The 12,879-nt window shown below is 62.5% G+C and carries 12 protein-coding genes; 1 reads left to right on the top strand and 11 read right to left on the bottom strand.

Features of this window, described 5'->3' with window-relative positions:
* Window positions 1-50: 50 nt before the first annotated feature.
* The 5 genes from FQV27_RS13755 to argC are packed head-to-tail and all read right to left on the bottom strand — an operon-like array spanning window position 51 to window position 5,668.
* The gene (locus tag FQV27_RS13755) at window positions 51-554 is read right to left on the bottom strand and encodes an RNA pyrophosphohydrolase (RefSeq protein WP_147099503.1); all 504 of its coding nucleotides are present in this window, start codon (window positions 552-554) and stop codon (window positions 51-53) included.
* Entirely contained in the window at window positions 551-2,038 is a 1,488-nt protein-coding gene (locus FQV27_RS13750) for a S41 family peptidase (RefSeq protein ID WP_147099501.1), read from the bottom strand. Before FQV27_RS13750 ends, FQV27_RS13755 begins: the two co-directional genes overlap by 4 nt.
* Window positions 2,035-3,228 carry a murein hydrolase activator EnvC family protein gene (locus tag FQV27_RS13745; RefSeq protein WP_147099499.1) on the bottom strand — a complete coding sequence of 398 codons (1,194 nt, stop codon included), beginning with the start codon at window positions 3,226-3,228 and terminating at the stop codon, window positions 2,035-2,037. The genes FQV27_RS13750 and FQV27_RS13745 overlap by 4 nt, the downstream gene beginning before the upstream one ends.
* Window positions 3,225-4,754 carry a 2,3-bisphosphoglycerate-independent phosphoglycerate mutase gene (gene gpmI / locus FQV27_RS13740; RefSeq protein WP_147099497.1) on the bottom strand — a complete coding sequence of 510 codons (1,530 nt, stop codon included), beginning with the start codon at window positions 4,752-4,754 and terminating at the stop codon, window positions 3,225-3,227. Before gpmI ends, FQV27_RS13745 begins: the two co-directional genes overlap by 4 nt.
* Window positions 4,751-5,668, bottom strand: coding sequence for an N-acetyl-gamma-glutamyl-phosphate reductase (gene argC / locus FQV27_RS13735; protein ID WP_147099495.1), 918 nt, complete (start codon window positions 5,666-5,668; stop codon window positions 4,751-4,753). Before argC ends, gpmI begins: the two co-directional genes overlap by 4 nt.
* Window positions 5,669-5,795: 127 nt before the next feature.
* Between argC and fzlA the strand changes: the two genes are divergently transcribed.
* Window positions 5,796-6,515, top strand: a complete 720-nt coding sequence (gene fzlA, locus FQV27_RS13730; RefSeq protein WP_147099592.1) for an FtsZ-binding protein FzlA — start codon at window positions 5,796-5,798, stop codon at window positions 6,513-6,515.
* Between the two features lie 18 nt (window positions 6,516-6,533).
* Here fzlA and phoB read toward each other — a convergent pair whose 3' ends face one another.
* Genes phoB through FQV27_RS13700 form a run of 6 tightly spaced genes read right to left on the bottom strand, consistent with a single transcriptional unit; the run spans window position 6,534 to window position 12,721 of the window.
* Window positions 6,534-7,226, bottom strand: coding sequence for a phosphate regulon transcriptional regulator PhoB (gene phoB / locus FQV27_RS13725; RefSeq protein ID WP_147099493.1), 693 nt, complete (start codon window positions 7,224-7,226; stop codon window positions 6,534-6,536).
* 4 nt (window positions 7,227-7,230) lie between these two features.
* Window positions 7,231-7,977, bottom strand: a complete 747-nt coding sequence (phoU, locus tag FQV27_RS13720) for a phosphate signaling complex protein PhoU (protein ID WP_147099491.1) — start codon at window positions 7,975-7,977, stop codon at window positions 7,231-7,233.
* A gap of 19 nt (window positions 7,978-7,996) precedes the next feature.
* Window positions 7,997-8,794, bottom strand: coding sequence for a phosphate ABC transporter ATP-binding protein PstB (pstB, locus tag FQV27_RS13715; RefSeq protein ID WP_147099489.1), 798 nt, complete (start codon window positions 8,792-8,794; stop codon window positions 7,997-7,999).
* A 21-nt stretch (window positions 8,795-8,815) separates the two neighbouring features.
* The gene (gene pstA / locus FQV27_RS13710; protein ID WP_147099591.1) at window positions 8,816-10,162 is read right to left on the bottom strand and encodes a phosphate ABC transporter permease PstA; all 1,347 of its coding nucleotides are present in this window, start codon (window positions 10,160-10,162) and stop codon (window positions 8,816-8,818) included.
* Window positions 10,163-10,176: 14 nt separating this feature from the next.
* On the bottom strand, window positions 10,177-11,631 hold the full coding sequence (gene pstC, locus FQV27_RS13705; RefSeq protein WP_147099487.1) for a phosphate ABC transporter permease subunit PstC: 1,455 nt from the start codon (window positions 11,629-11,631) through the stop codon (window positions 10,177-10,179).
* 58 nt (window positions 11,632-11,689) lie between these two features.
* Window positions 11,690-12,721 (bottom strand): substrate-binding domain-containing protein, encoded by a 1,032-nt coding sequence (locus tag FQV27_RS13700; RefSeq protein ID WP_147099485.1) that lies wholly within the window; start codon window positions 12,719-12,721, stop codon window positions 11,690-11,692.
* Window positions 12,722-12,879 lie beyond the last annotated feature (158 nt).

The following is a 12,879-nucleotide window of genomic DNA, read 5'->3' as shown; positions in this document are numbered from 1 at the left end:
GGCGGCCCGGTTAAAACCTTCCGGGCCGCTTCCGATGCGTTCGGGCGGCTTCAGGCCAGTCTGTCGCGAAAGGCCGCAAAGACCTGTTCATAGACCGCGCGCTTGAAGGGCACGATCGTCTTGACAAGATCGTCTGCCCGCATCCAGGTCCATTTGTGGAACTCGGGATGCTCGGTCGCGATATTGATCTGCGCGTCGTCGCCGGTCAGACGCATCAGCACCCATTTCTGGCGCTGACCGCCATATTTGCCCTTCCAGATCTTGCCGACAAGTTCGGGCGGCAAGTCGTAATAGACCCAGTCTTCGGCCTCGGCCTCTATCTCGACCGACTCGGGGGGCAGGCCCGTTTCCTCGCCCAATTCGCGGATCGCGGCCTCGACCGGGGTTTCTCCCTTGTCGATACCGCCCTGCGGCATCTGCCACGCCTCGGCGGTGGTATCTATGCGCAGTCCGGCAAAGACGAGGCCGTCATCGTTGACCAGAACCACACCTGCGCAGGGCCGGTATGGCAGCCCTGCCGGGCCAAGCCGCGCGCCGCCATCCGCCTCGGTCATTGTGCGCCGGCCGGGGCTTCTGCAGCACCGTCGCCCGGTGCGGTGCCATCGTCCTGCATTTCCGGCGCGTCCGTGGCCGGTTGGCCTTCGGTGCCCGAATCCTCGCCGGTCACGGCGGGCTTTGCGCCTTCCGGCACGGCGTCGGCACTGAATTCGACCGCAGCCAATCCCTTGAGGATGTCGATGGCGTAGGCAAGCTGGTAATCCTCCTCGCGCAGCTTGGCTGTCGCCTCGACCTCTGCGGCTTCCTCTTCAAGCTGGCGCTTTTCCTCGTCAGAATAGCTGTCATTGTTCAGCGCCCCGCGCAGGTCGGCTTCAGAAGTGCTGAAGCTCGATTCCGTCCGGGGTGTGTCAGCTTCGGCATCCGTCGGTTTCGGCGTCGGTTGCGCGACCAGAATGTCGGGGTTGATGCCAAGCGCCTGGATCGAGCGGCCCGACGGCGTGTAATACCGCGCCGTCGTAAGTCGCATGGCGCTGTCGGATGTGACAGGCAGCACGGTCTGAACCGAGCCCTTGCCGAAGGATTTCTCGCCCACCACAATTGCGCGGCGGTGATCCTGAAGCGCACCTGTCACGATCTCGGACGCACTGGCCGAACCGCGATTGATCAGAACCACGATCGGCTTGCCGCCCGCCAGATCGCCCGGCGTCGCATTCCACGCTTCGCTCTCGTCCGGGGTCCGGCCCCGTGTCGAGACGATCTCGCCCTTGTCGAGGAACGCGTCTGACACATAGATCGCCTGATCCAGCAAACCGCCGGGATTGTTTCGAAGATCCAGCACGAAGCCCGTGACCTTGTCGATACCGCCAAGTTCCTCGACCGCTTTTTTCAGATCGGCTTCAAGTGACGACATGGTTTCGTCGTTGAAGGTCGCGATGCGCAGGACGACGGCATGGCCTTCGGTCCGGCCTTTCACCGCGGTCAGCTTGATCGTGTCGCGCACCATCTTCAGATCGAACGGCTCCTGCTCGCCTTCGCGCAGGATCGTGACAGTGACTTCCGAGCCGACCTCGCCACGCATCATGTCCACCGATTGGTCCAGCGTCAGGCCCATCAGCGGCTCGCCATTCACGTGGGTGATGAAATCGCCCGCCTTCACCCCCGCTTCGGCCGCAGGCGTGTCGTCCATCGGGGTGATGACCTTGACCAGCCCGTCTTCCTGGCTGACCTCTATCCCCAGCCCACCAAAGCTGCCCCGCGTCTGGGTCTGCATATCGGCGTAATCGTCTGCCGGCAGAAATGAGGAATGCGGGTCGAGCGATTGCAGCATGCCGTTGATGGCCGCCTCAATCAGCTTCTTGGGCTCTGTTTCCTCGACATACTGGCTGCGCACCTGTTCGAACACATTGCCGAACAGATCCAGTTGCTCGTAAACCGAAGTATTCGGCCCGGAATCCTGCGCCAGAAGGGGTTCGGCCAGTTGCGTTGTCAACAGCAGACCGGCCAAGCCTCCGCCTATGCCCGCGATCAGATATTTCTTCATTGCGTGTCCGCCTGTTCTTCTGCCTGCGTCTGCTTATCATCAACGATGTGATTGAGCACGAACCATTCCGCCGGGTCCAGCGTCTGCTTGTCCTTGCGAAGTTCGAGATAAAGGGTTTCCGTCTGGTCAGCATTCTTGCCGGTCGCGGCATTTACCACGAAATCAATGCCAAATTCCTGCGATGACGGCTCTGTGCCGCCCATCAGCCCGACCGGCTCGCCCGCCGCGAGAACGTCGCCGACCTCGCCGAAGACCTGCGCCAGACCGGCCAGCACGATCAGATAATCCTTTGACGGCTCAAGAATCATCACATTGCCATAGTCCAGCAGTGGCCCGCGATAGCGGATCGTTGCCGCCCACGGGGCCGTCACCAGCGCGGCCGGCGGCGTGGAGATCACGAGGCCGGGCCGTTCGATGCCCGCCGCATCAGGTTCGTCATAGCGGCGAAGGACCTGGCCCATGACCGGCAGCGGCAGCGATCCCTGTGCGCCTTCGAAATCAGCGAGTGGGGGGCCGACATCGGATTCCATATCCGCAATGCCCTCGGCGAAGGCATCAAGCGTCGAGGCCGACTTTTCCAGCGCCTGCAACTCTGCCGGGTCCTCGGCAAAACGCTTCGGCATGGTCGAGCGATCCTTGACCGCACTGGCCAGCAGGCGACGCGCCTCCTGCACCCGGCCCAGACCTTCGGCAAGCGTATCTGCCGCGTCCTGCTGAAGCGCGCGGACATCCGCGATCTTGTCAAGACCGGCTTTCAACTCGTCGGCTTCCTCGCGCAGCCCCGGCACGACTGTGGACAGGATCATCCCTGACTGCGCCGTCGCCTCGGGGCCTGCCGGATGCAGAAGCATCAGCGTTTCGGGGGATTGCTGCATCGCGGTCATGACCCCGATGATCTTCGACAATTCGCCGCGGCGCGCTTCCCATTCGCTGCGCACTTCCTGCTCGCGGATGCCGGCCTGACGCAACCCGACGCGAAGGGCAGTCAGCCCGGTTTCATAGGCATGTATCATGTCGGTCAGCGCGGTCACCTGATCGTCCTTGCTGAGCGCGGCTTCCAGCCGTCCGGTCGCCTCGCGCAGCTGATATGCGGCGCGCGCGGCGTCGTCGCCGGCAGGGGTTTCGGCGACGGCAGAACCGACGGGCAGTGCCAGCATCGCGGCAGCAAGCAGGGACGATGCGATCCTCATGCCCGCTCGATCAGGCTCTGGCCCGTCATTTCGGGCGGAAGATCCAGCCCCATCAGGTCCAGAACCGTTGGCGCGACATCGGCCAGCCGGCCACCCGCGCGAAGTGCCGTGGCAGCAGGATCACCATAGACGATCACCGGCACCGGGTTCGTCGTATGCGCCGTGTGCGGGCCCCCGGTTTCGGGGTCGATCATCGTTTCGCAATTGCCGTGATCGGCGATGATGACCGCCGCCCCGTCCGCCTTTTCAAGCGCCGCGATCGCCCGACCGAGATTGCGGTCCACTGCTTCGCACGCTTTCACCGCGGCAGGCAGGCTGCCGGTATGGCCGACCATGTCGGGATTGGCGAAATTCACGACGATCAGGTCATATCCGTCCTCGATCGCCTTCACGAGCCAGTCGCCAACCTCGTCCGCTGCCATCTCCGGTTCCAGATCATAGGTCGCGACTTTGGGGCTGGCCGGCATGTGGCGATCCTCGCCATGTTCAGGCGCTTCCTTGCCGCCGTTCAGGAAGAAGGTGACATGCGGATACTTCTCTGTCTCGGCCAAGTGGAACTGGCGCAACCCCTTCGATGCCACCCACGCGCCAAGCGTGTTCTGCACCTGCCGCTTGGGATAGGCCGCATTCATGAAAGCGTCGTGCGCAGCAGAATAATCGACCATTCCCAACAGAGCCGCCCATTTCGGGCGCACCCCGGTATCGAAAGCATCGAACTTCGGGGCGCCAATGGCGGATAGTATTTCCCTTGCTCGGTCGGCGCGGAAGTTCAGGCAGAAGAAGCCGTCGCCGTCCTGCGCGCCTTTGTAATCGCCGATCACGGTGGGCTTGATGAATTCATCGGTTTCTTCGCGCGCGTAAGCCAATTCGACTCCCTGCGCGGCATCGGGGGCGCTGAACTCTGCCTGACCGGCCACCATTGCGGCATAGGCGCGGCCAACGCGGTCCCAGCGATTATCGCGATCCATCGCGAAATAGCGCCCGATGACCGTGCCGATGCGCGCGCCCTTGGGTAAGCTGCCCTGCAATTCCGTGATGAAGCCCATCGCCGATTTCGGCGGCACGTCGCGTCCGTCGGTAATCGCGTGGATGACCACCGGCACGCCCTTTTCCGCGACCGCGCGGGCCGAAGCGATGACATGCTGGATATGCCCATGCACGCCCCCGTCCGAAACGACGCCCATGAGATGCGCGGTGCCCCCGGTTTCCTTCAGCTTGGCGACGAAATCACCAAGGCCGGTATTTTCGTAATAACTGCCATCTTCGATGGCGAGGTCGATCTGGCCCAGATCCATCGCCACCACCCGACCGGCACCGATATTGGTGTGACCGACCTCGGAATTGCCCATCTGGCCCTTCGGCAGCCCCACATCGGGGCCATAGGTAATCAGCGTGGAGTTCGGGCAGGTGGACAGCAGGCGGTCCATTGTCGGGGTTTCGGCCTGATCCGGCGCGCTCTGTTCCGGGCGGTCGGAAATCCCCCAACCGTCGAGAATGCAAAGGACAACTGGTTTCCTGCCGCTCATAGCCCTGCCCCTTCGTCGATGCCCAGCATGATGTTCATGTTCTGAACCGCCGCGCCGGACGCACCCTTGCCAAGATTGTCCAACACCGCGACCACAACCGCGCAACCCGCCGCGTCGTCACCATGAACAGAGATTTCCAGCATGTTCGTGCCATTCAGGGCCGTGGCGTCGATACGCGCGCCGATTTCTTCGGCCTCGCGGACGCGGACGAATTCGGCACCGGCATAATGCTGGGACAATGCGCCATGCAGCGATGACAGCGTGCGCGCGCCGCCCAGATGCAGCGGCAGCGAAACCGCCATGCCCTGCGCGAAGGTTCCGACCGAGGGCGCAAAGACCGGCTGAACGGCCAGCCCGGTCATCGCCATGACTTCCGGGATATGTTTGTGGTGCTGGCTTAGCGCGTAAAGAAATTGCGGCGCGGCATCACCCCTCTCGAACTCGGCGATCATCGCGTTCCCGCCGCCCGTGTAACCCGATACGGCATTGATCGAAGCGCCCTCCTCGGGTCCGATCAGTCCGGCATCCAGCAGCGGGCGGATCATTGCAATCGCCCCGGTCGCATAGCAGCCGGGATTGGCGACCCGCCCTGCATCGGCGATGCGCTGGCGCGCGCCAGCGGTCAGTTCGGGAAAGCCATAGACCCAGTCCGGATCGACCCGATGCGCGGTCGAGGCGTCGATCAGACGCACCGGCAGGTCAGCCGCCAATGCTACCGCCTCGCGCGCGGCATCGTCGGGAAGGCAAAGAATCGCCACGTCGGCAGCCTCGAAACAGGCGCGGCGAGCATTGGCGTCCTTGCGAAGGTCATGGTCGATCTGAATCAACTGAATGTCGTCGCGCCCGGCAAGCCGATCGCGGATCTGAAGTCCGGTCGTGCCAGCCTCTCCGTCGATGAAGACCTTATGTGCCATCGCTGCCCTTTCCTGACTGCGTCCATGACATAACGCCCTGCCGGTCCGGGGGCAATGCAGGCAGCCCCTTGCCAAGCAGGATCGCGCATAGTTGAAAAAACCCTGCCGCTTCGCGTATCACCCCATCATGACCGAGCCATACGCCCCCACCGCCACCGCCACGCGCCCGCAAGCCGGGCAACCCTCGCGGCTTTATCACACGCCGCTCTCACCATTTTCGCGTAAGGTGCGGCTGGTGCTGGCCGAAAAGCGCATCGAGGTCGAACTGGCCGAAGAACGCTATTGGGAACAGGGGCCGGAGCTGTTCCGCCGCAATCCTGCCGGGAAGATCCCGGTTCTGCGTCATGACGGGATGCTTCTGGCGGAAAGTCAGGCGATTTGCGAATATCTGGATGAAACGGTGCCGAACCCGCCGCTGATGCCGGAAAGCGCCGCCGGACGGTACGAGGTGCGCCGCCTTTGCGCGTGGTTCGACGACAAGTTCAACGCCGAGGCAACGCGCCCGGTCCTGAACGAGCGGGTCTGGAAGAAAGTTCAGAAAACCGGCTATCCGGATTCGCGCATGGTCAAGACCGGGCTGGCGGCGATCAAGGCGCATATTGATTACATGCACAGCCTGCTGGAAGAACGTCGCTGGCTGGCCGGGCCCTCGCTGACCATCGCCGATTTTGCTGCGGCGGCCCATTTCTCATGTCTGGATTACATCTCGGACGTGGACTGGGACCGTTCGGATCTGGTGCGGCAATGGTATGCGACGATCAAGTCGCGCCCGGCGTTCCGGGGCGTTCTTGCCGATCAGGTGCCGGGACTGCACCCGGCACCACATTACGCGCAGCTCGATTTTTAGACGGCGCAGCCCGATCCCTCAGCCGAGCGCATAGCCGGTACCGCGCACTGTCCGCACCGGATTGTCGCCGCCATTCTGCATCAATGCCTTGCGCAGCCTGCCGACATGGACATCTATGGTCCGGGTATCGACATAGATGTCGCGCCCCCAGACACGGTCCAGCAATTGCTCTCGGGTCCAGACGCGGCCCGGTTTTTCCATCAGCGTGGACAACAGCCGGAACTCGGTCGGGCCCAGATGCAGCGCCTGACCGGCCCGAAAGACCCGATGTTCGCCCGCGTCAAGGATGATGTCGCTGAAGCTCAGCCTTTCGCCCATCGTCGCCGGACGGGTGCGGCGCAACTGCGTCCGCAGGCGCGCCATCAGTTCGACGACCGAATAGGGTTTGACGACATAGTCATCGGCGCCGGTTTCCAGCCCGCGGACACGATCAACCTCGTCACCGCGCGCTGACAGCATGACAATCGGAATCTGCCGAGTGGCCGGGTCCGCCTTCACACGGCGGCAGATCTCGATCCCGGATACGTTGGGAAGCATCCAGTCGAGCACGATAAGGTCGGGCAGTTCTTCCTGAACAAGCAGCAGCGCCTCATCGCCGTTCTCGGCCATGACCACGTCAAAGCCCTCGGCTTCAAGATTGTATTTCAGCACCTCGCGCTGCGCACCCTCATCCTCGACTATCAGAACGCACGGACTCTGGCGGCGGGCCATGGCATCATTCCTCGATCTGGTTCAGCAAAGTCTCGGGGGCATCGGCGCCGGCGGTCTGGACGACACCATCCTTCTTCGGCCGCGAATCCTCGGGCATCTCGCCGGTCACGAGATAGATCACCTGTTCCGCGATAGAGGTCGCGTGATCGCCCATGCGCTCGATATTCTTTGCGATGAAATGCAGGTGCATGCAGGGGGTGATGTTGCGCGGGTCTTCCATCATGTAGGTCAGGAATTCGCGGAACAGCGCGTTATACATCTGGTCCACTTCGAGATCGCGCTCGCGCACATCGCCGGCAAGCACCGCATCGCGCTGGATATAACTGTCGAGCGCGTCTTTCAGCATCCGGTCAACGGTCAGCGACATGCGCCGAAGCGCCATTCCCGCCCCGTCGATTGCGGGCAGGCCAGCCAGCACATGGCTGCGCTTGGCCATGTTCTTGGCGTAATCGCCGACCCGTTCAAGCGATGCCGAGATCTTGATGACGGTCAGCACCAGCCGAAGATCGGTCGCGGTCGGCGCGCGCAGTGCGATCAGCCGGGCCGCTTCCTCGTTCACTTGGGCATCCAGCGCGTCGATCTGCTTGTCGCGGCGACGGACGTCTTCGGCCAGGTCTTCGTCCATTTTTTCCAGCGCGGTCGCAGCATCGGCAATCGCGCGCTCGACCATGCCGCCCATGCGCACCACCAGCGCCTGAATTGTTTCCAGATCGCGGTCGAAGGCCGAGGCGATATGTCTTTCGTTCTGCATCCTGCTTCCTCTCCCTCGCTCAGCCGATGCGGCCCGAGATATAGCTTTCCGTCCGCGGGTCCTGCGGGCGGGTGAAAATGTCGTCCGTGTCGCCGTATTCGACCAGATTCCCAAGGTGGAAGAACGCGGTCTTCTGGCTGACACGGGCGGCCTGCTGCATCGAATGGGTCACGATCACGACCGAGAAATCCTCGCGAAGCTGGTCAATCAGTTCTTCAACCTGACTGGTGGCGATCGGGTCGAGCGCCGAGCAGGGTTCGTCCATCAGCAGCACCTCGGGCGCGGTAGCGACGGCGCGCGCAATGCACAGACGCTGCTGCTGGCCACCCGACAGGCCGGTGCCGGGTTCGTGCAGGCGGTCCTTGACCTCGTTCCAGAGCGCCGATCCGCGCAGCGATTTCTCCACGATCTCGTCCAGATCGGCGCGATTGCGGGCAAGGCCGTGGATGCGGGGGCCGTAAGCGACGTTATCATAGATCGACTTCGGGAAGGGGTTCGGCTTCTGAAAGACCATCCCGACCTTGGCGCGCAACTGCACCGGATCGACGCGCTTGTCATAGATGTCCTCGCCATCAAGCGCGATCTTTCCCTCGATCCGCGCAATGTCGATGGTGTCGTTCATGCGGTTTATGCAGCGCAGAAAGGTCGATTTCCCGCAGCCCGACGGCCCGATGAATGCCGTTACGGTCTTGTCGAGAATATCGACATTCACATCCTTGATGGCGTGTTTGTCGCCATAATAGACCTGCACGTCACGCGCCGTGATCTTGATGTCGTCCTGGGTCACTTCGCGCTCCACAAGGCTCATATCGTTCATGTTTTCACCCTCCACCGTAATTTACCAGCGGCGTTCGAACTTGCGGCGCAGGAAGATCGCCAGCAGGTTCATGCAAAGAAGGAAGACCAGCAGCACGATGATCGCCCCCGATGCCCGTTCGAAAAAGGCCGGGTCGGCGCGCTGTGTCCAGTTATAGACCTGCACCGGCAGCGCCGAGGCGGGGTCAAAGAAACCTTCCGGCGGGGCCGATGGGTAGGTGGTGACAAACGCCACCATCCCGATCAGCAGAAGCGGCGCGGTTTCGCCAAGCGCCTGCGCCAGCCCGATGATGGTGCCAGTCAGGATACCAGGCATCGCCAGCGGCAGAACATGATGGAACACGGTCTGCATCTTCGACGCGCCGACGCCAAGTGCCGCATCGCGGATCGAGGGCGGCACCGATTTCAGCGCCGCGCGCGTCGAGATGATGATCGTCGGCAGCGTCATCAGCGTCAGAACCAGCCCGCCCACAATCGGCGTTGATCGCGGCAGGCCGACAAAGTTGATGAAGGCCGCCAGACCAAGAATGCCGAACACGATGGAAGGCACCGCCGCGAGATTGGCGATATTCACCTCGATCACGTCGGTGAAGCGGTTCTTTGGCGCGAATTCCTCCAGATAGATCGAGGCCGCGACACCTATCGGCAGTGCCAGCACCAGAACGATCAGCATCATGTAGAACGACCCCAGGATCGCCACCCCGATCCCCGCGGCCTCGGCCCTGTTGTCGGATGCGTCGGGCTTGGTGATGAAGGCGGTATTGAACTTCGTCACCAGCGCGCCCTTGTCCTTCATCGCCTGCGCAAGCTGGTATTGCGCGACCGAGGTCTTGGCATCCAGCGCGGCCGATGCTTCGGTCACGCGCCCCTTGAACATGCCATCCACCCGGCTGGAGGTCAGCGCCGTCATGTCCAGCGTTTCCCCGATGATCGACGGATCGGCCAGCACCATTTCCCGCAGACGCGCCTGCGCCTCGTTCGAGAAGAAGGATTTGATGTCTGCTTCGGACAGATCGGGGATCTGAATGTTTTCAGCCGCGATCCATGCCTTCAGGGAATCGTCCAGCACCTTGCCATAGGACATCGAAATGACCTTTGCCATTTCTGCCGGATCGCGGTTTCCCTTCGGATCAACGACCTCTGCCGAGATCGTCACGGGAAGGGACACATAGGTCTGCTGAAACGCGCTCGCCCCGTCGCGGACAATCGAATACAGCAGGAACATCAGGGCCAGAACCGCAATCGCGATAGCGGCGATACCGTAAGCCTTGAAGCGCGTCTCGGCGGCGTTGCGGCGCTTTGTGCGGGCCGATGCGGTCAGCAGTGATCCGCTGGTATGACGCGCGGCGGGCGCGCTCATCGGGGTCATGTCGGTCGCGTCGGTCATTCGTACTGCTCCCGGTATTTGCGCACGATATAGAGCGCGAAGATATTCAGCCCCAGCGTCAGCACGAACAGCGTCAGGCCAAGGGCAAAGGCAACCAGCGTTTCAGGGCTGGCAAAGTCGTTGTCGCCGGTCAGCTGACCGACGATCTTGACGGTGATTGTGGTCATCGCTTCGAACGGGTTGCCGCTGATCTGGGCCATCGCACCGGCCCCCAGCACGACGATCATCGTCTCGCCAATGGCGCGCGACGCGGCCAGAAGCACCGCACCGACGATGCCCGGCAGGGCGGCAGGCAACACGACCTGGCGGATTGTTTCCGAATGGGTCGAGCCAAGCCCGAGACTGCCATCGCGCAGGGATTGCGGCACCGCATTGATGATGTCGTCCGACAAGGAACTGACGAAGGGGATCAGCATCACCCCCATCACGAGGCCCGCCGTCATGACCGATGAGCCGCTGTTGCCAAGCCCCATCGGCTGCGCCAGCCAGTCGCGGATCAGCGGGCCGACGGTGACAAGCGCGAACAGACCATAAACGATTGTCGGGATACCCGCGAGGATCTCGATTGCAGGCTTCACGACCGAGCGGACACGGGGGCTCGCATATTCCGACATATAGATCGCCGCGAACAGGCCGACCGGCACCGCGAACAGAAGCGCGATGACCGAGATGTAAAGCGTCCCCCAAAGCAGCGGCAGCATCCCCAGCTTCGAGCCGCCGCCAAAACTGGGCGTCCATTCGGTGCCGAAGAAGAAGTCCTGCCACGGATAAAGGCGGAAGAAGCTGATGGATTCGAAAACCAGCGACAATACGATCCCTGCGGTCGTGGCAATCGCGATGGTCGAACAGCCGATCAGCAGGCCACGCATCACGCGCTCTACCACGTTGCGCGCGCGGAAATCGGGGCGGATGCGCAAAAGGGCAAAGACCAGCCCTGCCCCCGACAGCGCCAGCGTCACGATCCCCAGCCAGAGCGATCCGATATGCGTTGCGCGCAGATATTGCTGGGCCGCGCGAAGCACATCAGGCTTGGTCAGCACCGGCAATTGCGCCGCCTTCAGACGGTCCAGCCGCTCGGTATCGTCCATCGTCAGGGTCAGCGCCTCGGGCCGGGTCAGAACGTCCTGCCCGACGGCCACCGACAGGGTCGAGGCGATCTTGCTGGCTTCGCCCATGACAATGCCGCGCGTCTGACCTTCGGCAATCGCCTCATCCGGGATGTATTTGCTGACCGACCGCTGGATGATGACCGGCTGGACAAACAGCCATATCAGCAGCACCAGAAAGGCGGGAAGCGCGGTGTAAAGCGCAACGCTCCAGCCGTAATAGACCGGACGCGAATGCAGCTTTCGGCTGTCGCCCTGGGCCTGCGCCATGACGCGGCCGCGACCCAGAACAAAACCTGCCGCCGACAGCGCCAGAACGATCAGGACAATCCAGAAAACGGGCATGTTATCCCCCGAAAAGGCGCAGGGGGCCGGGCAACGCGGGGCTGCCCGGCCGGGTGCATTACTGCATCACCGCTTCGTCGGCGACACCGGCCTGAACATCGGCCAGCTTCGGATCGGGAACCAAGCCATAGGTCGCCAGCGGGCCGCCCGGGCCGGCAATCGCGTCCGAGACGAAGAATTCCGCATATTCCTTCAGGCCGGGGATCACGCCGATATGGTCCTTCTTGACGTAGAAGAACAGCGGGCGGGACACCGGATATTCACCCGACGCAACGGTATCGACCGAAGGCGTGACGCCGTTCATGGTCGCGACCTTCAGCTTGTCGGTGTTGTTTTCGTAGAAGGAAAGACCGAACACCCCGACACCGTTCTTGTCGCTGTCGATACGGGCCAGCGTCTCGGTATAGTCGCCGTCGATATCGACCGACTTGCCGTCGGTGCGGATCGCGATGCAGGCGGCTTCGGCGGCATCTTCGTCATCGGGATGCGCAGCCTTGAACGCGTCCAGTGCACCGGATTCCTCGCAGCCGGCCATCATGACCTTTTCTTCGAAGACTTCACGGGTGCCGTGCTTGGTTCCCGGAATGAAGGCCATGATCGGCTGTGCGGGCAGATCGGGGTTTACGTCCGACCAGTTCGCGGCAGCGTTCGCGGCAACCGCGCCGTCGGCCGGAACCTCGGCGGCGAGCGCCAGGAACACGTCTTTCGGGGTCAGCACGAAATCGGGGCCATTGATGTCGCTGGCAAAGACGATGCCGTCATAGCCGAACTGGACTTCCATGATATTGGCGACGCCATTGGCCTTGCAGGTCTCGACTTCCGAGTCCTTGATCTTGCGGCTTGCATTGGCGACGTCGATGGTGTTTTCGCCCACGCCTTCACAGAACTGCTTCAGCCCGGCCGAGGAACCGCCGCCTTCGACGACGGGTGCCGCGAACTCGGTGTTTTCGGCGAAAGCCTCGGCCACGATGGTGGCATAGGGCAGAACGGTCGAGGAACCGGCGACCTGGACCTGGTCACGCGCAGCGGCGGCCGAGGCCGAGGCGGCGATGACGGCAATGGCCGAAACGGTGAGCTTGACGGATTTCATAGGATCACTCCTGAACGTTATTGAGGGGCACGATTTGCCTGCGCCTTCCCTAGGCGGGGAGTGCGACGCTTATGCGACGGGTTTGCGACAGTTTCGTGACAGCCAACGCCGGGCAGATTATTCATATGAAATAAAACGGGATTCTTTCGCATTCCGAC

Source organism: Paracoccus aurantiacus, from assembly GCF_007993065.1.
GTDB lineage: Bacteria > Pseudomonadota > Alphaproteobacteria > Rhodobacterales > Rhodobacteraceae > Paracoccus > Paracoccus aurantiacus.
This window is presented reverse-complemented; position numbering and strand designations above follow the sequence as displayed.